The following is a 23,400-nucleotide window of genomic DNA, read 5'->3' as shown; positions in this document are numbered from 1 at the left end:
GCGACGTCCCCGCGGTTCTCGTTCTGCCGCGGAGAGAACTTCAGGGAACCTTCATCAGATCGGCACCGTGGAAGTGGGGCAGGGAGCGGAGGCTGGTGTTGGCTTTCAAGAGCGGAGTTCATGATGATCGGGTTCAACGGCAAGTCCGCGTGGTTCCTTGCTGCGGGCGCGGCAGTCGTGGTCGTGGCATTCCTGATGGGCGCGCCGCCCCAGGGATTCCTGCTGATCCTGCTGCTCGCCTGCCCTCTGATGATGATGTTCATGATGCCGGGTATCCACGGGCGCGATGATTCGCACGGTGCAGAGAAGGACCCGCCGAAGCACGGCAAGTATGGTCGCGAGTGATGACACCTGGGGCGACTGAAGGGCCTAACCAGCGCGCCCCCGAGAACTGCTGAATCGCGTATCACGGGATTCGACCGGTGATCGTCCTTCTTTGACCTCCCGGACCATCATGTCGGTCTCTCCGTGGCGGGCACCCAGGACGGGATCGCAGCCGGCCGCTGCATCCTGCCGGTGGCTGCCGTGAAAGATCGCCATGATCCCGAGGACCGGGAGCGTCCAGAACACAGCCATGACGACGAGCATCGAAAGCCAGACGTCCCACCCGGAACCCGCGTGGCCATACCAGTCCATCATGGAGCTCATCTCCTTGTCACTCTTGCCATTCCAGTGTTTCTGGCCCATCCATCGATATCGGAGTCGATCAGATGAAGGTTCGCTCAAGAAGTGCCGGGACGCCGGGACCGAGCTCGGCCCTGCGATGTCCTGAAGGTTTGATGAAGGGTCTTCGAACACCCTTGTCAGATACCCCCCGGGGGTAAAGGATGGGATGGTCAGCAGATGCTGGAAGGCGGGTTCCGACGAAGGAGGGACTGTCCTGACACCGTCTTGGTGGCGCCCGTGGTTCACATCCCGAAGGCGAACCGTGGCGATTCGAATCCTCCCCAAGGAAAGCAGGACGATGACGATGCACACCCATTCCGCGCACGAGGGGCGCCGCCCACCGGCGCGCGGCGACGATCGCCGCAGCACCAGCGTGGTCCTGCAGATGGCCGGCGTCCGGTGGGCCAGCAGCAAGAGCGTGGCCGAGGCCACGCTGCTGCGTCAGCCCGGCGTTTTGGCTGTCGATGCCAATCCCGCCGCGCAGACGGTGACCGTCCGCTACGACCCCACCCGGACCACGCTCAGGGAGTTGCGCGACTGGATTCGAGAGTGTGGTTATCACTGCACGGGTCAGTCGGTGCCTCACCACATCTGTGAGCCGATGACCGAAGCGGAACATCCCCACGGTGCCGTCCACGGGGCCGGGGGACTTCCGTCGCATGACCACGCCAACGGGCACGACGGCCACGACGGCCACGACGGCCACGACGGGCACGACCGGCACGACCGGCACGGTGAGCACGCGGGCATGGGCTCGCCCAAGGCATCCCCGCATGACGCCATGGGGCACGGCGGGCATGGCTCCATGTCCATGGCGGACATGGTGCGCGACATGAGGAATCGATTCCTCGTCGCCGTGCTGTTCACCGTGCCGATCGTGCTGTTCTCGCCCATGGGCCGTGACATGCTCGGGTTCGATGTCCCGGCACCCTTTGGCATGCGCGACGACGTCTTCACCCTGATCCTGTCGCTTCCCGTCATGTTCTACTCGGCGTGGATCTTCTTTGACGGAGCTTGGCGGGCCTTGCGCGCACGGACCCTCGACATGATGGTCCTGGTTGCGGTCGCAGTCGGCGCGGGGTGGTTGTACTCGCTGGGAGTCACACTTACCGGTGGTGGCGGCGACGTGTTCTACGAGGCCGCTGCCATGCTCACCGTGTTCGTCCTGCTCGGCCACTGGTTCGAGATGCGAGCGCGAGGTGGCGCCAACGACGCCATCAGGACCCTTCTCGACCTGGCCCCACCCATGGCTCTGGTGATTCGGGATGGGGAACCGATCGAGATTGCCACGTCGGAAGTCCAGGTCAACGACCTCCTCCTTGTTCGTCCCGGAGCAAAGATCGCGACCGATGGCGTCGTCGAGGAGGGCAACTCACAGATCGACGAGTCGATGGTCACGGGCGAGAGCTTGCCAGTCGAGAAGGGTCCCGGTGATGCGGTCATCGGCGCCACGGTCAATGCCAGTGGAACGCTCCGGGTGCGGGCCACCAAAATCGGAGCTGACACAGCACTCGCCCAGATCGTCGCTCTGGTTCAGCAGGCCCAGAACTCCAAAGCGCCCGGACAGCGTCTGGCCGACAAGGCAGCTTTCTGGCTCGTTCTGGTCGCCCTCATTGGCGGCGTCGGGACATTCGTTGTGTGGCTGGCGGTCGGCGCATCCGTCCAGACAGCTCTCCTGTTCGCCATCACCGTCGTGGTGATCACCTGCCCCGATGCACTGGGTCTGGCCACCCCGACCGCGATCATGGTCGGCTCGGGACTTGGAGCCAAGCGAGGAATCCTCTTCAAGAACGCCACGGCAATCGAGACCGCCGCGCGTATCGACACCGTGGTCTTCGACAAGACAGGCACCCTGACCAAGGGGGAGCCCGAGATCACCGACGTCGTCGTCGACGGAATGGACCGAGACAGGGCATTGGCTCTCGCAGGCGCAGCCGAACGCGAATCTGAACACCCGTTGGCTCGCGCTGTGGTGAACTACGTCGACGCGGCAGATGTCCCCCGACTGCGGGCGACCGCGTTCCGCAATGTCACCGGGATCGGTGCACTCGCCGAGGTGGACGGCCACCACGTGGCCATCGGGAATCGGCGACTCATGGAATCGGAGAACATCGAGGTCGGCGAGCTCGGACAGCGCCGCGACCAGATCGCGTCCGGAGGCCGGACTGCCGTCTTCGTGGCGGTCGACGGTCGAGTCGTCGCCGTGCTCGGCATCGCCGACGCCGTCCGAGAGACCTCCGAGGCGGCGATCAGGGCCCTGCACGAGTCCGGGGTGGAGGTGGTGATGCTGACCGGCGACAACCGTGCCACGGCCGAGAGAATCGCCGCCGAGCTCGAGATCGACACGGTCATCGCCGAGGTGTTGCCCGAGGACAAGGCGATGGAGATCAAGAAGCTCCAGGCCCAGGGGCGCACCGTCGCCATGGTCGGAGACGGCGTCAACGACTCACCATCGCTCGTGCAGGCAGACGTGGGCATCGCCGTGGGTGCAGGTACCGACGTGGCCATCGAAGCCGCCGATGTCGTGCTGATGAGGTCCGATCCGCTCGACGTGCCAGTAGCCCTCACGATCGGACGCGGAACGCTGCGGAAGATGCGTCAGAATCTGGGCTGGGCCGTCGGATACAACACGGTCGCGCTACCCATCGCAGCGGGAGTGTTCGAGCCTGCGTTCGGCTTGGTACTTCGTCCCGAGATCGCAGCGCTGTCCATGTCCGGATCGAGCTTCCTGGTCGCAGTCAACGCGTTGCTCCTCAAGAAGCTGCGGCTGCCGACCCAGCCGGCTTCGGAGGAGCCGGTGCGAAAGGGCGCCGTGAAGGCGGGTGCGTGAATCGGGGCAGCAGCGCTACCCGGCGTGGCGCCGCTGACCCGTCAGGTTGTTTGACGATCGTCAACGCCGGCCAGCGGTGGCGGGCCACGGGTTCGGCCTGCACCCGTCGAGCGACTTGGTCTGTTGGAGCATGACAGGAGCCGGCGCGCCTGCCTTGGAGCAGGCCGCATGCGGAAGCCCGAACGCATGCCCCACTTCGTGGTTGATCAGGTAGCGGCGGTAGCCACGAAGATCCTTCTCGTAGGTTTGCGCTCCATTGACCCAGCGCCATGCGTTGAGAACGACCTTGTCCTTGTTGCGGCAGGAGAGCCGACCACCGGTGCCGAGCGGGGCACACAGGTCATCGGTCGTCCTCGGGGACGCGAGCAGGATTCTCACCTCGGCCGGGCCGTCCACCCGCTTCAGCTCATGCCCCACCGAGGCCCAGCTGCGGGGGTCGCCGAGCGTGTCGTCCACGATGCGCGCGACGGACTCTGGCTCGAAGGGCAGGCCCTGTTCGACCTCCACCCGGTAGGTGGTCCTCGTGGCCGAGAGAGGTCTCGCAGCCGCCAGGGTGGGGACGATCGTGAAGCGGCCAGAGGCATGCTCTGGGACCTGGACGCGATCGGCCGCGGCCGTACGTCGGCTGGCCGAGGGTCGTTCGAGCGGTGTATCAGAAGCGCGTTCGGTGGTTGGGAGCCGAGGCAAAGCGGTCGATTCCAGTCGAGCAGGGTCCGACGCGAGCGGGGTCTTCGGAACACCCGCGTCCAGAACAAGGACCGCAGCAGCGGACGTGAGCGCCGCAACGGCCAGCTTCGGGAGGTGAAGTGAGGACGGTCCTCTACGACGATTCTTGATTCTGGAACCTGTCACGGCCTCGCTCGATCTGGAACGGCGGCGTGCCGCCGGGCTGAGAGGGATGGATGACCCAGCGGCACGCCAGTCAACTGCCGTCGCCGTCGGTCACGGGCGGCTGAACTGCAGGGCCAGTTGTGGAACGGCGCCTCAAGAACCGAGGAGCTTCTTCATCTGATCGATCTCGGACTGCTGATCGCTGATGACCTTCTCCGCCATGGCGATCGCGTCTGCGTTCTCGCCGTCCTGCACCTCGGTCTCGGCCATCTCCACAGCACCCTCGTGGTGCTCGATCATCATCTGCAGGAACATCCGGTCGAAGTCGGCTGCAGACTCGCTCATGAGATCTTCCATCTGCGTCTCGTTCATCATTCCGGACATTCCGGTGTCATCACCGGATCCATGATTCATGTCCCCGTGATCCATCTCACCGCTTGGAGCATCCTCGCCCCACTCCTCGAGCCAGCCCTCAAGGGTCTGGATCTCCGGGCCCTGCGCGGCCTCGATCTCCTGCGCGATCGTCTTCACCTCGGCGCTCGAGGCACGCGTCTCAGCCATCTGGGCCATCTCGATCGCCTGCTCGTGGTGGGGGATCATCTGTTGAGCGAAGGTGACATCAGCATCGTTGAACTCGGCGGTGCTCTGGCTCGACGACGTGCCCTCGCCGTTCGCCTTGCCGCTCCCGGAGTCATCGCTGCACGCGCTCAGCGAAAGACTGACAGTCGTGAGCAGGGCGAATGCCGCCAGCTTCCTCTTCATCGGGTTCTCCATTCCTGGGCCGTCGTGGGTACATGAGTGAGTTTCCTTCACGGGCATGAAGATGGCCGGGCCCGTCTGCTCAAGATTCTCTGAAGACTCTCGGCACTGCGGTGAGTTCGACAAGCTTGGTAGACGGCATGAAGGGCGTGCATGCTCTCGGCGTACCCGGGTACCCATAACGCAACGATGCGGGCGCCGATCGGAGAGAGGGACGATCCCGCCGGAAAGGAAGTCATGACTCACGAAGAGATGCTCAAGGCCCACCCCAAGGAGCTGAGCGGATTCGACCTGGAGAAGTTGGCGGATTGCATTGCCGCCTGCTTCGAGTGTGCCCAAGCGTGTACGGCGTGTGCCGACGCGTGCCTGAGCGAGGGCATGGTCGCTGAACTGGCCACGTGCATTCGCACCAACCTTGATTGCGCCGACGTCTGCGTCACCACCGGCAAGGTCCTCTCGCGGCAGACCGGGTCTGACAAGACGGTGATCAAAGCGGTGCTGGAAGTCTGCGCGACGGCCTGCCAGGCTTGCGGAACCGAGTGCGCCAAGCACGCGCACATGCACGAGCACTGCCGCATCTGCGCTGAGGCTTGCAAGCGATGCGAGGAGGCATGCCGAGAGCTGATCGCGAGCCTCTGACCTTGTGGGTGGCACGAAAACCGGGGTGTCAGCCGGTCCAATCAGGCAATGAAGCTGTACTGACTTCCCCGCTGCTGATCGGGTCGAGAGCGCCGTTCCACTGACGGCCTTCTACCGACCGAACTGGCACGGGATACGTCGTGCAGAGCCGGAAATCGATCTTTGTACGTACTCATCGAGGTGCAGCCGATTGTCCTGGCGACGTCAGGCACGGGAACCCGCGACGCGGTCAGCGCTTAGTCTGCGGTGGGTCGATCTGCGGTGGTTCGGTCTCAATCAAGGATCTCATCGTCGTCACGAGGGATGACGAACTGGGCGAACTCGGTGGGGTGGGGGTACGGAAGAACGGACCAACGGAGATCTTGGACTGAGTCGATAGCCGCCGCGTCGGGCGCGTCCTGCTGCCGTGGGTCATCGATGGAGATGCATCTCGATGCACTGGGCTGCCTCGACGAGGAATTTAGCGACGCCCTAGGAATATCCAAATGCGACAGAATCGATCCCACTTCGCGGCCGACGCAAAGACCGGTTTGTTGTCCAAGTTCCGCTGCTGCGCGGCCTCCGCAAACGACTCCGGGTCCGCCGGAAAGTAGCACTCCTCGCGCCGGTCCACGTAACCAAAAGCCCCCAAAGCCAGACGCGAAACGTTCAGCAGCCTGGAGCTTCTCGCTGTGAGGCAGGCGTCGCGTAGTGAGTCGTTCGGGCAGCATCACGTCCTCGGAGACGCGCACCGGCAGACCGAAGAAACCGAGCGTGGCAGACCATTTCGGTGCGGCCGCGTCGTACAGCAACTTCGCCTTGGCGAGCTCTTCCATTGGGAGCACGACGAAAGCTGACGCAAATCTGAGTGACGTAAATGACGACCATCACACCATCAGAAAGGACCATCTCCATGTCATCGCATCACACGCAGAAGTCGTCCGACCCCAGCGAGCGCAGCGGGCGGGATAGGAAGCCTGACGAGCCGAAGAAGGACCAGGCGCACGAGCGGCGAATGTACCTCCGTTTCGGGCTGATGATCGCCACTTCCGCGGTCGTGATGTTCGTCCTGATGTACTCCAACGTCTTCGCCTTTGACCACGTGCGGTGGAGCGAGGAGCGCTTCTATATGGCGCTATTGATGGGCGGCGCCATGGCGTTGGTGATGTTCGCGTTCATGCGCAGCATGATGTACAAGAACCGCGCCTACAACCTCGTGCTCGTTGCGGTGGCGGTGCTGCTCTGTGCAGGTGGGCTGTACCTCTCGCGCTCGCAGGCGTTGGTTGACGACCGGGCGTACATGAAGGGCATGATCCCGCACCATTCGATCGCCATCTTGACCAGTGAGCGGGCCGACATCGATGACGTTCGCGTTCGAGAACTCGCCGATGGGATCATCAAGGCCCAGCGCAAGGAGATCAAGGAGATGGACTGGCTGATCGAGGACATCGAGGCGAACGGCAAAGTCACCACTCAAGAGGAGGCCGATCGGCGTCCCGTCCCAAGCTTTCAGGGAACCGCCGCCAGCCATCTGGAAGATGTCATCGATGCCCTCGTCATGGTGACTCTGCTGGCCGTCCCACATCCTTGACCACATGTGCCTGGCGACATGTGGGCACCGCGCCCCTTTTCGGTGTGCCATACGAGACTTCAGATCGGTGCACCCCGAGGGGGGCACACCTCGGGTGTAACGGTACTTAACCGAAGACAACGTCCGTGCAAAATTGCAGTCAGGATGCGGATTTCCCTGCAATGCCCAACGTGCGGTCCTCCGGTTCAAGTCGCCCCTCGGACACGACTACGGGTTGGTCGTGATCAGCGAAAACGCACCACGGGGTCACTTTGCGTTTTCGGCCGAGGCGGCACCATGGGAGCACGTGCAGACCCAAGCGCACCCGTTGACAGCTAGACGAGGGCGAAGGCCATCCGAGGTCGGATTTCACGGTCGATCTGAAACACACGCGCCGGCGCACTCGACCGATACATGTCCGCCTGTGGCCGCTTTGTGGCCTGATTGCCTCAACTCTCGTTGCAGGCTGTCGGGTATTGTCGGAACTGACCTGAGGGGATCATCCCTACCATTGGAGGGAATTCCGCAGTTCTCGGTACCCACCGTGTCGGCTCGTATGGACCGCGGACTCGACAGGGGGTCGCAGGTTCAAATCCTGTCAGCCCGACCGTGAGGTACCGGGAATTCCAGCGGAATTCCCGGTACCGGATTTGATCCTAGATCGCCAAGTGTCCACTCTTGTGTCCACATTGGATGCCAAGACCGCCCTCCCCGCCGCTTCCACATTCCGCACGGTCTTTCGTCGTGCCTGACGGAGTGCCGCGGTCGAGTGCGCCTGGGTGATGTTCAACCGACTCCCAAGCCTCTGACTTCGGAACCGCCGAACGCTCCATCAGGCGAGCACGCTGGGTAGCTGCCGGTGGTGATGACTCAGCAGCAGGCCCAGCAGGCCACGACACCGCCGCCCGAAGAGCGAGTCGAGAGCCGACACACACGGGCCGTAACGAATCGAGCCCGTACAAATTGAAGTTCGCCAGCTGCGGGGGCGACCAATTTCAGAACAGACCGTTCTCGTTGGCCGAGTGTGTCGAGATCACCTGCAGAACGTCCCAGTGCTCCACGATTCTGCCAGCCTCGTCGAGGCGAAAGATGTCGATCCCCGCGTAGTCGTCACTGTTCGGCCAGGTCTGGTGGCAGTGCAGGACCACGTAATCGCCCTCGGCGATCGCGCGAACGAACTTGACGTGCTTGCCGGGGTACTCCCTGGCCATGCGCTCGAAGTACTCGACGAACGCCTCCTTGCCGTCCCCGACGTGCGGATTGTGCTGGATGTAGACGTCGCCGGCGTAGGTCTCGAGTGCCTCGGCCGGCTTGCACTGGTTGAACATGAGGTCGTAGAACGCCCGCACGTTCCGCTTGTTGGCTTCGAGCCGAACGCTGTCGTCCATGGTCAGAAGATGACGACCGGCTTGATGGTGGTGCCATCGGCCGAGTCGGCAAAGCCCTGGTTGATGTCGTCGAGCGAGTACTCCGTGATCAAGGCGTCGATCGGGAAGCGGCCCTCGCGCCACAGCTGGATCAACTGGGGCAGGAAGGACTGCGGTACGGAGCTGCCCTGAACCACGGTCTTGAAGGTCCAGCCCTTCACGAGTGACGCGCCGATCTCGAAGCTGACTTCCGTGCCGGGTCGGGTGGCCGCGACGAGGGCGACGGTGCCTCGGACGGCGATGCCGTCGGCCGCGGCGCGAAGCAGTTCCGGCCGCCCCGTCGTGTCCACGACGTAGTCGACGCCAGCGCCGTTCGTGATCGAGGCCAGTGTCTGGCCCAGGTCTTCGGTGCGGGAATTGATGACGTGCGTGGCGCCCAGCTCACGGGCCAGCTCGAGACGGCTGTCGTGGATGTCGACCGCGATGATGGTCGCGCAGTCCCGGACCTTCGCGGCCATGATGGCCGCCGCTCCGACGGCACCCGCACCGAACACCGCGAGCGTTGACCCGATCTCCGGCTGGAGCTCGTTCAGGACGGTGCCCGCACCGGTGTTGAAGCCGCACCCGAGCGGGCCGAGATGCTCCAGGGGGACGTCCGCGGGAATCTTGACGACCGACTCCTCGACGACGTTCGCATGGGTGGAGAAGGAGGACTGCCCGAAGAAGTGGGAGGAGATCGCCTCTCCGTCGGCGCTCAGGGCAGTGCTGCCGTCCAGGCGCCGGCCGCCGAAGTCGGCCGCCATGAGGTTCTCGCAGTACGCCATCTCGCCGCGCCGGCAGCGCGTGCAGTGCCCGCAGTATGCGGCGGCGAGGACGACATGGTCGCCCGGCGCGACGCTGGTGACGCCGTCACCGATCGCTTCGACGATTCCGGAGCCTTCGTGGCCCAGGACCGCCGGGAGGGGTGTCGGATAGACGCCGTCCCGGACGATCGCGTCCGTGTGGCAGATGCCCACGCCGACCATGCGGACCCGAACCTCACCGTGCCGCAGTTCGTCGAGCTCGAGCTCCTCGATGGTGAGGGGCGCGCCCTGGCTGCGGGCAACTGCGGCTGTGACCTTCATGTGTGTGCTCCTTCGGTGGAAAGTCCCGCATCCTGCGCGGGAAGCGAGTGGGGAGTGATCGCCGTGGCTCGCGCCCGCCCGAACCGGCCGAAGAGCGTCAGTTCGAGGCGGAGCAGCTGGGGCACCGTCGCGTAGACCGTCACGGGAACCACGATCGCCGTCAGAACCAGGGCTCGCAACGGGGCCGGCCAGTCCGGGGCGACCCGGCCGAGCACGACCATGCCCGCTGCGACGAGGGGGTAGATCGCGACCCACGTGACCACGGCCCTGGTGTGGACCGATGCCACGCCCGGCGGGCGGTGGTGATCATGGTCTACCTCGTCGGCTGCGAGGGCCTGACCCTCGTGGGGGTGCTTCACGCGAGACTCCAACAAGTCGGTTGGTTACTGGATGAAGTCACTCTACGCGCACTTCCAACTGTTCTGTTGGATAGGCTGGCCCGATGGCGCACGATCCGGCACGTACACGCGAACGTCTCCTCTCCGCGGCGGTGGATGAGTTCAGCGCCCACGGCTATGCCGGCGCCCGGATCGAGAGGATCAGCGACGTGGCCGGGGTTAACCGGGAGCGCCTCTACTCCTATTTCGGGAACAAGCGAGGCCTGCTCGAGGCCGTCCTCGTCGAACGGCTCGCCACGGCACTGGACGCGGCGCCCGTCCGTGGCTCGGGGCCGGAAGCCGTCGCCGCGTTCGCATCCGACTTCTTCGACGCCTGCGTGACCGCTCCCGACCTGGCGCGACTCGTGGCGTGGGAGGGACTGGAGCTCCTCGAGCCCGTCGACCTCGGTCGACGCCGCGAGCGGGCGCGCCGCAAGGTCGAGGAGCTGCGTACCGCGGTGCCGGAGATGACCAGAGTCCAGGTCGAGGAGTTGCTCCTGACCGTCGTGACGCTCTGCTACGGGTGGGTCGTCGAACCCCACCTCAACGAGACGATCACGAGCGACGCTGTCGATGCGGCGCAACGACGGACCACAATCGCCCAGACCGCAGCGGCCCTGGCTCGCGTCCACGCGTCGGGCGTCCGTCGGGACGCCGGACCGGGCTGATCGGGCCACAATGGATCGATCGGCCGTGAGGCCAGACCCAGCGAGGGAGTACCGGACATGAACGAGTCGCGAGAAGTCGACCTGGTCGTCGTGGGTCTGGGCCCGGGCGGAGAGGCGTTGGCCACCGGAGCGGCGAAGGCGGGACTGACGGTGGTGGCCGTCGACAAGCACCTCGTCGGCGGGGAATGTCCGTACTACGGCTGCATCCCCACCAAGATGATGGTGCGCGCCGCCGACGCGCTCGCCGAGGCCCGTCGCGCCGACTCCCTGGCGGGGGCGGTGACCGTCCATCCGTCCTGGACGCCGGTGGCCGACCGCGTGTCGAATGACGCCACCGACGACTGGGACGACCGGGTGGCCGTCGAACGGCTCGAAGGTGCTGGGGCGACCGTGCTGCACGGTACCGCCCGGCTTGCCGGTGAGCGCGTCGTCGTCGACCTCGCGGACGGCACCGGTGGCACGCTCGAACTCCTGGCTGCCCGTGGCGTCGTCCTCAACCCGGGCACCGCGCCGGCCGAGCCTCCCGTGCCGGGATTGGAGGGAACGCCCTACTGGACGAACCGGGACGCGGTCCGGACGACCTCCGTGCCCGACTCGCTCGTGATCATCGGAGGCGGGCCCATCGGCTGCGAGCTCGCGCAGGTCTTCGCGCGGTTCGGCGCCGACGTGACCGTGGTGCAGCACGGCGGGCGACTCCTGCCGGCGGACGAGCCGGAGGCGTCTGCCGCACTGCGGGAGATCTTCGAGCACGAGGGCATTCGTGTGCTCACCGACACCGAGGCCGGGCGCGTCCAGTACGTCGACGGACGCTTCTCCGTCGAGCTGTCCGAGGGGGAGCCGCTCCGTGCGGGTCAGCTGCTCGTGGCTGCCGGACGCCGTTCCAACCTCGAGGGGATCGGGCTGGACTCCGTCGGGCTCGACCCCTCCGATCTGCAGGTGGACGAACGGCTGCGCGCCAAGGACGGGCTCTGGGTCCTCGGTGACGTCACCGGCCATGGGGCGTTCACGCACGTTTCGATGTACCAGTCGGCGATCGCCCTGCGTGACGTCCTCGGCGAGGATGGTCCGCCAGCCACCTACGAGGCCGTGCCACACACGACGTTCACCGACCCGGAGGTGGCCGGCGTGGGCCTCACCGAAGCGGCCGCCCGTGAGGCGGGCCTGAGCGTCCGGGTGGGTCAAGCCGACCTCGGCGCCTCATCGCGCGGTTTCACCCACGGCCCGGGCGGGGCAGGCCTGATCAAGCTGGTCGAGGACGCCGACAGGGGTGTGCTGGTGGGCGGCACCGTGGTGGGTCCTGCCGCCGGCGAGATCCTCGCCATGGTGACCCTGGCTGTCCACGCCGCGGTGCCGACGTCGACCCTGCGGACGATGATCTACGCCTACCCCACATTCCATCGCGCCATCGAGTCCGCCCTCGCCGACCTCGAAACCTGAGGTCGGCGATGGCGGATCACACCAGCCGCACGAGCTTCTTGTTCGCGAACTCATCTAGGCCGAAACGTCCGAGCTCGCGCCCGATGCCTGAGGCCTTCACGCCGCCGAACGGCATGTCGGGGGCGCTCTTGATTGTGGTGTTGACGCCGACCATGCCGACGTCCAGCCGGTCCACGACGTGCTGTGCCGCACCCTCGTCCCGGGTGAAGACGGCGCCCCCGAGGCCGAAGGGCGTGTCGTTCGCCAGCTCGATGGCCGCCTCGACGGAGGGGACGCGGTACAGCACGGCCACGGGTCCGAAGAGCTCCTCGTGGTAAGCGCGCATCCCCGGGACGACGTCGCTGATCACCGTGGCGGGGTAGTAGGCGCCTGAACCGTCGGGCACCATCGCGCCCACGTGGACGGTGGCGCCCTTGGAGACCGCATCCTCCACCTGCGCGGCGAGGTCGTCGCGCGCGGCGACCGAGGCCATGGGACCCAAGCGGGTCGACTCGTCGGTCGGGTCGCCGCCGACCCATTGAGACGCCTGGGCGACGAACTGGTCGACGAAGTCGGTCCACAGCGTCTGCTCGACGATGATGCGCTTCGAGGACGTGCAGGCCTGGCCGGCGTTGCCGAAGCGTCCCGCCACGGCGGCGGGGACCGCCGTCTCCAGGTCCGCGCCGGGCAGCACGATGAACGGGTCCGATCCGCCCAGCTCGAGGACGCACTTCTTGAGGTGTTGACCCGCCAGCCCGCCGATGATCCGACCGGCACGTTCGGATCCGGTGAGGGACACGCCCTGCAGCTCGTCACTGGCGATGAGGCTCGCCACCTGCTCATTGGAGGCGAAGATGTTCTGGTAGACGCCGTGGGGTGTACCGGCCTCGCCGATGAGCTCTTCGAGTCGGAGCGCCTGTTGCGGACAACTGCCCGCGTGCTTCAGCAAGATGGTGTTGCCCAGGAGGAGGTTCGGCGCCACGAAGCGCGCCACCTGGTAATAGGGGAAGTTCCACGGCATGACGCCCAACAGGGCGCCGATCGGCGCCGTTCGCACGACGGCGCGGCCCGCTCCGGCGATGTCGAGTTCCTCGTCGGCCATCAGATCGGGGCCCTGGGTGGCGTAGTACTCGTAGATGGACGCAGCCAACTCCACCTCGGCTCGGGCTTGGGCGACGGGCTTGCCCATCTCCAGTGTCATGAGATTCGCCAGTTCATCTGCGTGGGTGCGGTGGAGGTCGGCAACGCGCTGGATGACGGCGGTGCGGTCCTTCCCCGGCGCCCGGCGCCAGGTCGCGAACGCGGCGTGGGCTCGTTCGAGTGCGTCCCGTGCCTGTTCGTCGGTCATGGTGTCGAACTCGCGGACGACCTCTCCGGTGGTCGGATCGACGGTCGCGTACTGGGTCATGAGGTCCTCCGTGGAAGGCGGCCGGCCGGACGTGGGTCCGGCCGGCCGCTGGTGGGTCAGGCTGTGACGAACGCAGGCGCGTGCAGGGCGAAGCCGGGGAAGTCCTGCGCGGCCTCTGCGGCCAGGATCCCGCGGTACTCCTTGAGCCCGCCGAGGTAGAACATGACGGTCCGGCGCTTGCCCGGGATGTTCGCGCCGAAGATCCACGACGCCGCCTTGGGGAACAGCGTGGCGTCGGCGATGTCGGCGCACGTCTCGGTCCAGTCGTGCTCGATGTCCTTGCGGACCTCGAGCCAGGCGCCGGGCTGAGCAGCCAGCCGGCCGATCGTGTCACTGATCCACTCGACCTGGACTTCGATCGACGGCGGCAGGTTCGTGAACGGTCCGTTCGGTCCGAGGATCATGAACATGTTCGGGAAGCCGGTGGTGGCCATGCCGAGGTAGCTCGTCGGGCCGTCGGCCCAGTGGTCGGCCAGCAGCACGTCATCGCGGCCACGGATCTCGGTGCGCCGGTAGTTGCCGTCCACGGCGTCGAACCCGGTGGCCAGGATGATGACGTCGAGCTCGTGGAGCACGCCGTCGGCGGTGAGGATCCCCTCGGGGACGATGCGCTCGATGGGGTTCTCGTCGATCCGTTCGATCGAGACGTTGTCCCGGTTGAACGTCTCGTACAGGCCCGAGTCGCAGAGCGGACGCTTCGCGTACAGGTCGGTCGGCGTGAGGCGACGTGCCGTCTCGGGATCCTTGACGATCTGCGCGATCTTGCGGCGGATGAACGAGGCGGCAGCCTCGTTCGCCTCGGGATCGGTGGCGATGTCCCCGAAGGTCTCGAACATGAACCGGAAGCCGCCACCGTGGTTCCATGCCGCCTCGAAGACAGCCTCACGCTCCTCGTCGGAGACGGCGAAGGTCTCGGCGGTGCTCTCCACGAAGCCCATGGCCAGGCTCGACTCGCGGACCTGGTTCCAGTTCGCCTCGAAGTTGTCCACCAGTTCCTGCAGCTCCTGCGGCGTGTGCTCGCGGTTGCCCGCAGGAACGCTGTACTGCGGGGTGCGCATGAACGAGGTGAGGTGCTTGACGACGGGCGCGATCGCCGGGATGACCTGGCCGCCGGTCGATCCGTTGCCGATCACCGCGACTCGCTTCCCGGTCAGATCGAGGTCCTCGGGCCAGGCACCGGTGTGGGCCAGTCGGCCCGCGAAGGTGTCGATGCCGGCGATGTCCGGGACGTTCGTGGCGGACAACAGGCCCAGGCCGGTAACCAGGAACCGGACCGAGTAGGTGACGCCGCGGTCGGTCTCGACCGTCCATCGGCCGGTCGTGTCATCGAAGGCAGCGCGGGTCATCGCTGTCTCGAGGCGCGTGTGCGGCCGCAGGTCGTAGCGGTCGACCACGCCGTCGAGGTACTCCAGGATCTCCGGCTGGGTGACGAACTTGGTCTTCCAGGGCGTCTGGGCGTAGAGATCGCGGTCGAACGAGTACTGGTAGACGAAGCTCTCGGAGTCGGAGAGGGCTCCGGGGTACCGGTTCCAGTACCAGGTGCCGCCGACGCCGCCGGCCTTGTCGATCGCCACGGCGTCGAGGCCGAGTTCGTTACGGAGCTTGTGCAGGGAGTAGATCCCTCCGAAGCCGAGTCCCACGACGAGCGCATCGAGGCTCTGGACCGGGTCGCTGTTTGCGTCAGCCATGACGTGTTCTCCTTCATGTCGGTGACCGCCGGTGTGGCGTGGTTCACGTTCCACTCCATCGTGAGACGTCCGTCACTCCGGACGGTGTTCCAATCTGGAACACCGGAATTCGCTGTCCACTGCGAGGATTGATACCGGGCGGGTAAAGATGTGATCTCGACCCGGCATTGGAAATCACTGCGAATCAGGAGCATGGTGGTGAAGAGAACAGGAGGATGCCCGTGAGCGACCCCGTGCGTGATGCGCGAGACCAGCTGAAGCGGTCCGGCCTCACCGGAGCCGACCCGGACGCCGACCTCGTCCCGGACGTCATCACACGCAGCTGGCGCAGGTCCATCAGCAGCCGCGTCTCCGAGGACGGGCCGGCTCAGCAGACCCGCGAGATCGACCCCGAGTCGATCCTGCTGCGCGCCGCCGAGCCGGTGCTCGACCGCTGGCAGCACCAGCTGACCGACACGGGGACGACCTTGTTCGTCAGCGACCGCGCCGGCAGCATCGTGGCGCGCCGCGCCAGTGACCGCAGCGCGGAGAAGAGCCTGGACCGAGCGAACGCCGCCGAGGGCTTCGACTACTCCGAGGAGGTCGTCGGTACCAACGGGCTGGGGACGGCCATCGTGGAGAAGGGGCCCGTCCTGATCCAGGGCGCTCATCACTACAACGAGCTGCTGTCCGACATCACCTGTGCGGCCGCGCCTCTCTTCACGCCCACCGGCTCGGTCATCGGCGCGGTCTCGCTCGGAGGTCTGACCCGGGTCACCAATCCGCTGCTGATGTCGGTCACGCGCGAGATCGGCCAGCAGATCGAGGAGCGGCTCAGGGCCTCGTCGCGCCCGCAGGACCTCGCTCTGGCGATGTCCTTCATGCGGTACACCAACGCCCGTCGTCCCACCATCGTCCTGGACAAGGACTCCCTGCTCGCGAACACGCCCGGGCTTCCCTACGTGAGCGTGAGCTCGCACGTGATGCTGTGGGAGCTGTTGAACAGCCGAGCCTGGATCGACGGGCATCCGGTGCGGCTCCAGCTGCCGGAGGCGGGGGTGGAGGTCGTGGCGCGCCGGGTCGTCGAGGGAGCCCACACGCACTTCGTCGCGCACTTCGCCGACCTGGCGCCGGAGGAGGTCTCGGTGTTCGAGCCCGTCGAGTCCAAGGGACACCGCCCCGTCGGCACGGCGGTGGTGGTGGTCGACGGTCCTCGGGGCTCCGGACGGGCGATGGTCGCTCGCGACCGCCACGGTGTCCTTCGCCCCGGACGTGCACTCCACGAGATCTCGGCTCTCCCCGGGGTGGCGTGGGACCAGTTGCGTCGCCGGCTCGACGCTGGCGACGACGTCCTGTTGCGCCGGGTCGAGGAACTGAGTGACGTGGAGGCCGGACGACTCGGGACGGTCGTGCGCGAGCACCGCGCGGCAGTCATGGAGGGCGAGCGCTCGTCCGTGCTGTTCGCGACGATCCACGCCAGCGATGCCGCGGGCGCCGTGAGGGACGCCGTCGCCCAGGTCGACGCCGTGGAGCGGACCCGGCCGTTGTCCGAGAACCGTGAGCGCATCCCGGCGCTGGTCACCGACATCCTCGAACGAGTGGACAAGGACCGCCGACACACGCTCTCGCCCGCCGCGATGCAATCGCTGATGGCCTGGCGGTGGCCGGGGAACGTCAGCGAGCTGGTCGAGGTGCTGGGGGGCGTGGTGCGTGACGTGCGCACGTCGGTGATCGAACGCAAGGATCTGCCGGCGCGGCTGCAGCAGGCGCCGACCGGCCGCCGGCTCACACCCATGGAGGAGGCGGAGCGGGACGCGATCGTGCGAGCGCTGGAGGCATCGCACGGCAACCGCTCCGCGGCGGCCAGCCGACTCGGGATCGGGCGCACCACGCTCTACCGCAAGGTGCGTCAGCTGGGCATCGAGTCCGGCGAGGCCTCACTCTGACGTCGTCAGCTGGAGGACCTCGTCCAGCACCGCCCGCAGCGCCGCCCCGCGATCGTCGCGCCGCCACGCGACCCGGAGATCGACGTCAAGGGTCTCGTCCTCGAGGGGGACGAACGCGACGTGCGGATCGGCCGAGTTCTGCGCCACCGAGCGCAGGGTGAGGTGGCAGCCCACCTCCGCGCTCACCAGAGCCAACGCGGTCTGCGTGTCGGGCGCGAGCTGGACGACGTCGGCCACGAACCCGTTCTCTCGCGCCAGCCGACGCAGGCGGTCCGGCAGGACTGCTCCCTCGTGGGGCGGCAGCGACACGAACGGCTCGCGAGCCAGATCGCGGCTCGACACCGAGCGCATGCCCGCGAGCGCATGGGTGTCCGGGACGGCGACCACGAGCGCATCGGCCATGACCACCTCGGCCAGGATGTCGGGCGGGATGACGTCCCACCGGCCGAGGGCGATGTCGCTGTCGCCCTGGACGAGCTTGCGCATGGCGGGCTGGGCGAAGTTCTGGCTCGAGAGCTCCAGCTGGATCCCCGGTCTCTTGGACCTGACGACCCTCGCCAGCTGGGCGACGATCCGGTGCGTGGAGACCCCGGCGAAGGAGACCCGCACCAGGCCGATCTCGCCCTCGTCGGCGAACCGCACCGCGGCCTCCGCCTGACGCAACGCCTCCAGTGCCTCGCGGGCCGGGCTGACCAGCGCCTGTCCGCTGGAGGTGAGGCTCACCGAGCGCGTGTTTCGATCGAAGAGCTGGGTGGACAGCTCTCGCTCGAGCTGCTTGATGGTCCGGCTGAGCGGCGGCTGCGCCATGTGCAGTCGTTCAGCGGCGCGCCCGAAGTGCAGCTCCTCGGCGACGGCTAGGAACGCCCGGATCTGTTGGAAGTCCATGATCCCTCCGATCTATTCTTGTCCAGGTATCACAGAGTAGACGATTAAGTATTGGACTGAACCAAATGTTCGGGTGATCGTGGAGACATGTACTCCGGAAACCCCGACGTTCCCAGCGACGTCTTCGCCGACGTCCTGAAGCAGGTCGGCGACTTCGTCAAGCACCACGTCATGCCGCGTGAGCTCGAGATCATGGCCACGGACGCCATCCCCGAGGATCTCAGGAGGCGCGCCGCCGAGATGGGACTGTTCGGCTATGCCATTCCCCAGGAGTGGGGCGGTCTCGGTCTGGACCTCGTGCAGGACGTCGAGCTGGCGATGGAGCTGGGCTACACGTCCTTGTCGCTGCGCTCGATGTTCGGGACGAACAACGGGATCGCGGGCCAGGTGCTCGTCAACTTCGGCACCGACGAGCAGAAGGCGCGGTGGCTTCCGGCGATGGCTTCCGGTGAGGTCGTCGCGTCGTTTGCTCTCACCGAGCCGGGCGCCGGATCGAACCCGGCGGGCCTGCGCACCACGGCTCGACCGGATGGCGACGCGTGGGTCATCGATGGCGCGAAGTGCTTCATCACGAATGCGACGGACGCGGACCTGTTCGTCGTCTTCGCACGAACGGCGCCGGCCAGCGACGTGTCCCCGGGCATCTCGGTCTTCCTGGTCCCCGCCGATGCTGCGGGCATCGAGGTCGGAGCGAAGGACGCGAAGATGGGCCAGGAGGGTTCGCGGACGGCCGACGTCAGCTTCACGGGCGTGAAAGTCGGTGCCGACGCGCTCGTCGGCGGTGCCGGCGACGTGGGCTACAAGGCCGCCATGACGTCACTGGCGCGAGGCCGCGTGCACATCGCCGCCTTGTCGGTCGGTACGGCGCAGCGTGCATTGGACGAGTCGCTGGCCTACGCGGCGACAGCGACGCAGGGAGGCGAGTGCATCGGCGACTTCCAGCTGGTCCAGGCGATGATCGCGGATCAGCAGACGGGCGTGCTCGCCGGTCGTGCTCTCGTGCGCCAGACCGCGCTGGCCTGGGTGACGGGGGAGGACCGGCGGATCTCGCCCTCGGCGGCGAAACTGTTCTGCACCGAGATGGTGGGCCGGGTCGCCGACCTCGCCGTCCAGGTGCACGGCGGATCGGGCTACATGCGCGAGGTCGCGGTCGAGCGGATCTACCGCGACGTCCGACTCCTGCGTCTCTACGAGGGGACGAGCGAGATCCAGCGCCTGATCGTCGGCGGCGGACTGGTCCGTCAGGCGAAGCGAGACCTGTCATGAGGTTGCCTCTGGAGGGCGTCACGGTCGTGGCGGTCGAGCAGGCGGTCGCGGCTCCGTTGGCGACGCGTCAGCTCGCCGACCTGGGTGCCCGTGTGATCAAGGTCGAACGCCGCGACGGTGGCGATCTGAGCCGTGGCTACGACCACGTGGTGGACGGCACCGGGGCGCACTTCGTCTGGCTCAACCGCGGCAAGGAGTCCGTCGCCGTCGACCTCAAGACGGCCGAGGGCCGCGACATCGTCCGTCGTCTCGTCGACAGCGCCGACGTGTTCGTGCAGAACCTCGCCCCGGGCGCCGCGAAGCGACTGGGCCTGGGTACCGACGAGCTGCGCTCGAACCACCCCGAGCTGATCACTGTCGACCTGTCGGGATTCGGCACCGGAGGCCCGCACGAGCAGCGCAAGGCGTACGACATGCTCATCCAGGCCGAGGCGGGGCTGATCTCCATCACGGGCACTCCTGAGACCGCCGTGAAGACCGGCATCCCCACCGCGGACATCGCCTCCGGGCTGTACTGCGCCCAAGCCGTCCTTGCCGCGCTCCTGCGGCGGTGGCGGTTCGGTGAGGGAGCCAGCATCGAGGTGTCGATGCTGGAGGCGACCGTCGAGTGGCTCGGGCACGCGCTCTACACACAGATGTTCACCGAGTCGGCGCCGCCGCGGATGGGACTGGGCCACACGTCCATCGCTCCCTACGACGCCTTCCCGACGCGGGACGGTGAGGTCCTCATCGGGGTGCAGAACGACCGCGGCTGGCGGAGTCTGGTCCGTGACGTGCTGGACGCGCCCGAGCTCGCGGACGACCCACGTTTCGTGACGAACGTCGACCGGGTGGCTCATCGAGCCGCATGCGATGCTGCCGTCGCGTCCCACACCCGGCGCTGGGCGACCGACGACCTCATCACGAGCCTGGAGGCTGCAGGCGTGCCTGCGGCACAGGTGAAGCAGATGTCCGACGTGGTGTCCCACCCGCAACTGCGGGCGCGCGGACGCTGGCGCGAGGTCGCGACCGAGCACAGCGTCGTTCCGGCGCTCCTGCCGCCCGCGACGTTCAGTGACGTCGAGGCGGCGATGGGGGCCGTCCCTGCTCTCGGTGAGCACACGCGGACCGTGCTCCAGGGCCTCGGACTTCGCGACCAGCAGATCGACGAGCTCGTGAAGCACGAGATCGTCACATCGGATCCGCGCCTCCCCGCGCTGACCAGCTCCTAAGGAAGGTTCTTCATGCAGTCATTCATCATCGCGGCCGCTCGGACGCCGATCGGACGGTACGGCGGAACCCTCGCGCGCATCCGCCCGGACGACCTGGCCGCCACGGTCATCGCCGAACTCGTCAAGCGGGCCTCCCTCGACCCCGAGCAGGTCGACGAGGTCATCCTGGGCGCGGTGAATCAGGCGGGGGAGGACAACCGCAACGTGGCACGGATGGCCCTGCTGCTCGCCGGGCTGCCGGACACCGTGCCGGGCCTGACGGTGAACCGCCTGTGCGCCTCGAGCCTCTCCGCGATCGGCACCGCCCGACAGGCCGTGGCCGCTCGGGACGCCGACCTCGTGATCGCTGGCGGCGTGGAGTCGATGACGCGGGCCCCATGGGTCATGGAGAAGCCGCAGAAGGCCTGGGGCGGGCCGGGGGCGACGTTCGACACGGCGATCGGCTGGCGGTTCCCGAACCCACGCTTCAGCGCTGAGACGACATCGTCGATGCCTCAGACGGCCGAGAGGGTGGCCGAGCAATGGGGTCTCGAACGAGCGGAGCTCGACGAGTTCGCGCTGCGTTCCCACGAGCGTTCGGTCGCCGCCATCAAGGCGGGTCACTTCGCCGACGAGATCGTGGCCGTGGACGGCGTCGACCTGGACGAGGGCCCGCGCCCGGACACCACGCTCGAACGACTCTCCGCACTGCGCCCCCTACACGGACCCGGAGGTCTGGTCACGGCCGGCAACTCCAGCTCGCTCAACGACGGTGCGGCCGGCGTCGTCGTGGCCAGCGAGGCATACGTCGAGCGCCACGGCATCACTCCGCTGGCGCGGATCGCGGCCGTCGCCAACGCCGGCGTCCCGCCGGAGATCATGGGGATCGGTCCCGTGCCGGCCACCCGCAAGGCTCTGGACCGAGCCGGTTGGACCATCGACGACCTCGACGCGGTCGAGCTCAACGAGGCCTTCGCCTCACAGTCCATCGCGTGCATCCGCGACCTGGACCTCGACCCCGAGATCGTCAACGCCGACGGTGGCGCCATTGCGCTGGGCCACCCCCTCGGCGCCTCCGGAGCGCGCATCGTCACGACTCTGCTCGGACGCCTCCAGCGCACCGGCGGGCGGCGAGGCCTGGCCACCATGTGCGTGGGCGTCGGACAGGGCGTCGCCATCCTGCTGGAGCGGCCGTGAGCGCGGCGATCGCCGTCGAGCATCACGCCGACCGGGTCGTGGCGACCCTGAACCGACCCGAGGTCCGCAACGCCATCGACCTGCAGACGTCGGAGGAGCTCCATGAGCTCTGCGCCTGCCTCGAGAGCGACCCGAAGGTGCTGCTCCTCACCGGCGCCGGTGGGATCTTCGCCGCCGGGGCCGACATCAACCAGATGCGCGAGCGGCGCCGCGACGACGCCCTGCGCGGCATCAACTCGCGCGCCTTCAGCCGCCTGCAGCGGCTGCCCATGCCGACGATCGCGCTCGTCGACGGCTACGCACTGGGTGGAGGCGCGGAGCTCGCCTATGCCTGCGACTTCCGCATCGGGACGACGTCGGCCCGATTCGGCAACCCGGAGCCCGGCCTCGGCATCATCGCCTCCGCCGGCGGCACGTGGCGGTTGCGCGAGATCGTGGCCGAGCCCGTCGCGAAGGAGATCCTGCTCGCCGGCCGTGTCCTCGACGCGGACGAGGCGCGTCGTGCGGGTCTGCTCAACGAGGTGGTGGAACGTGACGAGCTGGTGCCGGCAGGGCACCGCTGGGCCGACCGGATCACCCGGCAGGTCCCGTTGGCTGTCCGGTTGACGAAGGCGGTGTTCCACTCGCCCCGCGAGGCGCACCCGTTCGTCGACGACGTCGCCCAGGCCGTGCTGTTTGAGACCGACGAGAAGTTCGAGCGGATGACCGCGTTCCTCGAGAGGAAGAAGACATCATGAGCGTCCCCACCACAGTCGGCGTCTACGGCGGTGGACGGATGGGTGCCGGCATCGCACACGCCTTCCTGCTCGCCGGCGCCCGCGTGATCGTCGTCGAGGCGAATTCGGGCGCCGCGGATGCCGCGAAGGAACGGGTGGCTGCGTCGCTGGAGAAGGCGCAGGAGCGCGGCGTGCTGTCCGCGCCGGCTGCAGACGTCCGCGCCAGGCTCAGCACCACCGTCGACGCAAGTGACCTCGAGGCCGCTGAGCTCGTGGTCGAGGCGGTTCCCGAGGACGTGGCGCTCAAGCAGCGGGTCCTTCGATCAGTCGCGGAGGTCGCCCCAGCCGCCTGGCTCGCGACGAACACGTCGAGCCTCTCGGTCGATGCGATCGGGGCGGCGCTCGGCGCGCCGAACCGGCTCATCGGCCTGCACTTCTTCAATCCCGTCCCCGCAAGCGACCTCGTGGAGATCGTCGTGGGTGCGAAGACCGACTGCAACCTCGTCGCCGCCGCCGAGACCTGGGTGAGCGCTCTCGGGAAGACGGCGATCACTGTCTCGGACACGCCCGGGTTCGCGTCGTCTCGACTCGGCGTCGCCATTGCCCTGGAGGCGATCCGGATGCTCGAGGAGGGTGTGGCCTCCGCCGGTGACATCGACACGGCGATGACCCTGGGCTATCGCCATCCTGTCGGTCCACTCCGGACCACGGACATCGTCGGACTGGATGTCCGTCTCGCGATCGCCGAGCACCTCGCTGCCGAGGTGGGGGAGCGGTTCACGCCTCCGCAGATCCTCCGCGACAAGGTGGCTGCCGGTGAGCTCGGCCGCAAGTCAGGGCGCGGATTCTTCTCGTGGTGAGGATGGTGCACCCCGGCGACACTCGCCGAGGCGCACCTT

20 protein-coding genes are annotated in these 23,400 nt (G+C 67.2%); 12 read left to right on the top strand and 8 right to left on the bottom strand.

Features of this window, described 5'->3' with window-relative positions; genetic code table 11:
- Nucleotides 1-120: 120 nt before the first annotated feature.
- Nucleotides 121-345 carry a DUF2933 domain-containing protein gene (locus H1W00_RS11715; RefSeq protein ID WP_181755862.1) on the top strand — a complete coding sequence of 75 codons (225 nt, stop codon included), beginning with the start codon at nt 121-123 and terminating at the stop codon, nt 343-345.
- Nucleotides 346-964: 619 nt separating this feature from the next.
- Entirely contained in the window at nt 965-3,496 is a 2,532-nt protein-coding gene (locus H1W00_RS11710; RefSeq protein WP_241732847.1) for a heavy metal translocating P-type ATPase, read from the top strand.
- Nucleotides 3,497-3,556: 60 nt separating this feature from the next.
- Here H1W00_RS11710 and H1W00_RS11705 read toward each other — a convergent pair whose 3' ends face one another.
- The gene (locus H1W00_RS11705) at nt 3,557-4,348 is read right to left on the bottom strand and encodes a DUF3152 domain-containing protein (protein ID WP_181755861.1); all 792 of its coding nucleotides are present in this window, start codon (nt 4,346-4,348) and stop codon (nt 3,557-3,559) included.
- A 132-nt stretch (nt 4,349-4,480) separates the two neighbouring features.
- Complete coding sequence (locus tag H1W00_RS11700; RefSeq protein WP_181755860.1) at nt 4,481-5,089, bottom strand: DUF305 domain-containing protein; 609 nt, start codon at nt 5,087-5,089, stop codon at nt 4,481-4,483.
- 234 nt (nt 5,090-5,323) lie between these two features.
- Here H1W00_RS11700 and H1W00_RS11695 point away from each other — a divergent pair, with 234 nt between their 5' ends.
- The gene (locus tag H1W00_RS11695; protein ID WP_181755859.1) at nt 5,324-5,725 is read left to right on the top strand and encodes a four-helix bundle copper-binding protein; all 402 of its coding nucleotides are present in this window, start codon (nt 5,324-5,326) and stop codon (nt 5,723-5,725) included.
- A gap of 856 nt (nt 5,726-6,581) precedes the next feature.
- Entirely contained in the window at nt 6,582-7,295 is a 714-nt protein-coding gene (locus H1W00_RS11690; RefSeq protein ID WP_241732846.1) for a DUF305 domain-containing protein, read from the top strand.
- A gap of 974 nt (nt 7,296-8,269) precedes the next feature.
- Here H1W00_RS11690 and H1W00_RS11685 read toward each other — a convergent pair.
- The 3 genes from H1W00_RS11685 to H1W00_RS11675 are packed head-to-tail and all read right to left on the bottom strand — an operon-like array spanning nt 8,270 to nt 10,124.
- Complete coding sequence (locus tag H1W00_RS11685; protein ID WP_181755858.1) at nt 8,270-8,662, bottom strand: nuclear transport factor 2 family protein; 393 nt, start codon at nt 8,660-8,662, stop codon at nt 8,270-8,272.
- Nucleotides 8,663-8,664: 2 nt separating this feature from the next.
- Complete coding sequence (locus H1W00_RS11680; protein ID WP_181755857.1) at nt 8,665-9,765, bottom strand: NAD(P)-dependent alcohol dehydrogenase; 1,101 nt, start codon at nt 9,763-9,765, stop codon at nt 8,665-8,667.
- On the bottom strand, nt 9,762-10,124 hold the full coding sequence (locus tag H1W00_RS11675) for a putative antibiotic biosynthesis monooxygenase (protein WP_181755856.1): 363 nt from the start codon (nt 10,122-10,124) through the stop codon (nt 9,762-9,764). Before H1W00_RS11675 ends, H1W00_RS11680 begins: the two co-directional genes overlap by 4 nt.
- Nucleotides 10,125-10,207: 83 nt before the next feature.
- Here H1W00_RS11675 and H1W00_RS11670 point away from each other — a divergent pair, with 83 nt between their 5' ends.
- Both H1W00_RS11670 and H1W00_RS11665 read left to right on the top strand, forming a co-directional pair.
- Nucleotides 10,208-10,810 carry a TetR/AcrR family transcriptional regulator gene (locus H1W00_RS11670; protein WP_241732845.1) on the top strand — a complete coding sequence of 201 codons (603 nt, stop codon included), beginning with the start codon at nt 10,208-10,210 and terminating at the stop codon, nt 10,808-10,810.
- 57 nt (nt 10,811-10,867) lie between these two features.
- Nucleotides 10,868-12,247 carry a dihydrolipoyl dehydrogenase family protein gene (locus tag H1W00_RS11665; protein ID WP_181755854.1) on the top strand — a complete coding sequence of 460 codons (1,380 nt, stop codon included), beginning with the start codon at nt 10,868-10,870 and terminating at the stop codon, nt 12,245-12,247.
- 16 nt (nt 12,248-12,263) lie between these two features.
- Here the strand turns inward: H1W00_RS11665 and H1W00_RS11660 are convergent, their stop codons facing one another.
- Together H1W00_RS11660 and H1W00_RS11655 are read right to left on the bottom strand one after the other, a co-directional pair.
- Nucleotides 12,264-13,634 carry an NAD-dependent succinate-semialdehyde dehydrogenase gene (locus H1W00_RS11660; RefSeq protein ID WP_181755853.1) on the bottom strand — a complete coding sequence of 457 codons (1,371 nt, stop codon included), beginning with the start codon at nt 13,632-13,634 and terminating at the stop codon, nt 12,264-12,266.
- A 56-nt stretch (nt 13,635-13,690) separates the two neighbouring features.
- A complete protein-coding gene (locus H1W00_RS11655) occupies nt 13,691-15,322 on the bottom strand; it encodes a flavin-containing monooxygenase (protein ID WP_181755852.1) in 1,632 nt (543 codons plus the stop codon).
- 221 nt (nt 15,323-15,543) lie between these two features.
- On the opposite strand from H1W00_RS11655, the gene H1W00_RS17090 reads away from it, so the two are divergent.
- On the top strand, nt 15,544-17,247 hold the full coding sequence (locus H1W00_RS17090) for a helix-turn-helix domain-containing protein (RefSeq protein ID WP_181755851.1): 1,704 nt from the start codon (nt 15,544-15,546) through the stop codon (nt 17,245-17,247).
- Here H1W00_RS17090 and H1W00_RS11645 read toward each other — a convergent pair.
- Nucleotides 17,239-18,132 (bottom strand): LysR substrate-binding domain-containing protein, encoded by an 894-nt coding sequence (locus H1W00_RS11645; protein WP_181755850.1) that lies wholly within the window; start codon nt 18,130-18,132, stop codon nt 17,239-17,241. The genes H1W00_RS17090 and H1W00_RS11645 overlap by 9 nt on opposite strands.
- 87 nt (nt 18,133-18,219) lie before the next feature.
- Between H1W00_RS11645 and H1W00_RS11640 the strand changes: the two genes are divergently transcribed.
- The 5 genes from H1W00_RS11640 to H1W00_RS11620 are packed head-to-tail and all read left to right on the top strand — an operon-like array spanning nt 18,220 to nt 23,361.
- Nucleotides 18,220-19,398 carry an acyl-CoA dehydrogenase family protein gene (locus tag H1W00_RS11640; protein ID WP_181755849.1) on the top strand — a complete coding sequence of 393 codons (1,179 nt, stop codon included), beginning with the start codon at nt 18,220-18,222 and terminating at the stop codon, nt 19,396-19,398.
- The gene (locus H1W00_RS11635) at nt 19,395-20,609 is read left to right on the top strand and encodes a CaiB/BaiF CoA transferase family protein (protein WP_181755848.1); all 1,215 of its coding nucleotides are present in this window, start codon (nt 19,395-19,397) and stop codon (nt 20,607-20,609) included. The genes H1W00_RS11640 and H1W00_RS11635 overlap by 4 nt, the downstream gene beginning before the upstream one ends.
- Before the next feature lie 12 nt (nt 20,610-20,621).
- On the top strand, nt 20,622-21,785 hold the full coding sequence (locus H1W00_RS11630; protein ID WP_181755847.1) for a thiolase family protein: 1,164 nt from the start codon (nt 20,622-20,624) through the stop codon (nt 21,783-21,785).
- Nucleotides 21,782-22,522, top strand: coding sequence for an enoyl-CoA hydratase-related protein (locus H1W00_RS11625; protein WP_206680015.1), 741 nt, complete (start codon nt 21,782-21,784; stop codon nt 22,520-22,522). Before H1W00_RS11630 ends, H1W00_RS11625 begins: the two co-directional genes overlap by 4 nt.
- Nucleotides 22,519-23,361: a 3-hydroxyacyl-CoA dehydrogenase family protein gene (locus H1W00_RS11620; protein ID WP_181755845.1), complete on the top strand. Its 843-nt coding sequence runs from the start codon at nt 22,519-22,521 to the stop codon at nt 23,359-23,361. The genes H1W00_RS11625 and H1W00_RS11620 overlap by 4 nt, the downstream gene beginning before the upstream one ends.
- Nucleotides 23,362-23,400: the final 39 nt, after the last annotated feature.

The sequence above is a fragment of the Aeromicrobium phoceense genome (genome assembly GCF_013868155.1).
Lineage (GTDB): Bacteria > Actinomycetota > Actinomycetes > Propionibacteriales > Nocardioidaceae > Aeromicrobium > Aeromicrobium phoceense.
This window is presented reverse-complemented; position numbering and strand designations above follow the sequence as displayed.

What these genes read in the sequence shown, in the direction of transcription:
- H1W00_RS11715 (WP_181755862.1), top strand. Translation starts at nt 121, where the DNA reads ATGATGATCGGGTTCAACGGCAAGTCCGCGTGGTTCCTTGCTGCGGGC.
- H1W00_RS11710 (WP_241732847.1), top strand. Translation starts at nt 965, where the DNA reads ATGACGATGCACACCCATTCCGCGCACGAGGGGCGCCGCCCACCGGCG.
- H1W00_RS11700 (WP_181755860.1), bottom strand. Translation starts at nt 5,089, where the DNA reads ATGAAGAGGAAGCTGGCGGCATTCGCCCTGCTCACGACTGTCAGTCTT.
- H1W00_RS11695 (WP_181755859.1), top strand. Translation starts at nt 5,324, where the DNA reads ATGACTCACGAAGAGATGCTCAAGGCCCACCCCAAGGAGCTGAGCGGA.
- H1W00_RS11690 (WP_241732846.1), top strand. Translation starts at nt 6,582, where the DNA reads ATGACGACCATCACACCATCAGAAAGGACCATCTCCATGTCATCGCAT.
- H1W00_RS11685 (WP_181755858.1), bottom strand. Translation starts at nt 8,662, where the DNA reads ATGGACGACAGCGTTCGGCTCGAAGCCAACAAGCGGAACGTGCGGGCG.
- H1W00_RS11680 (WP_181755857.1), bottom strand. Translation starts at nt 9,765, where the DNA reads ATGAAGGTCACAGCCGCAGTTGCCCGCAGCCAGGGCGCGCCCCTCACC.
- H1W00_RS11670 (WP_241732845.1), top strand. Translation starts at nt 10,208, where the DNA reads ATGGCGCACGATCCGGCACGTACACGCGAACGTCTCCTCTCCGCGGCG.
- H1W00_RS11665 (WP_181755854.1), top strand. Translation starts at nt 10,868, where the DNA reads ATGAACGAGTCGCGAGAAGTCGACCTGGTCGTCGTGGGTCTGGGCCCG.
- H1W00_RS11660 (WP_181755853.1), bottom strand. Translation starts at nt 13,634, where the DNA reads ATGACCCAGTACGCGACCGTCGATCCGACCACCGGAGAGGTCGTCCGC.
- H1W00_RS11655 (WP_181755852.1), bottom strand. Translation starts at nt 15,322, where the DNA reads ATGGCTGACGCAAACAGCGACCCGGTCCAGAGCCTCGATGCGCTCGTC.
- H1W00_RS11645 (WP_181755850.1), bottom strand. Translation starts at nt 18,132, where the DNA reads ATGGACTTCCAACAGATCCGGGCGTTCCTAGCCGTCGCCGAGGAGCTG.
- H1W00_RS11640 (WP_181755849.1), top strand. Translation starts at nt 18,220, where the DNA reads ATGTACTCCGGAAACCCCGACGTTCCCAGCGACGTCTTCGCCGACGTC.
- H1W00_RS11635 (WP_181755848.1), top strand. Translation starts at nt 19,395, where the DNA reads ATGAGGTTGCCTCTGGAGGGCGTCACGGTCGTGGCGGTCGAGCAGGCG.
- H1W00_RS11630 (WP_181755847.1), top strand. Translation starts at nt 20,622, where the DNA reads ATGCAGTCATTCATCATCGCGGCCGCTCGGACGCCGATCGGACGGTAC.
- H1W00_RS11620 (WP_181755845.1), top strand. Translation starts at nt 22,519, where the DNA reads ATGAGCGTCCCCACCACAGTCGGCGTCTACGGCGGTGGACGGATGGGT.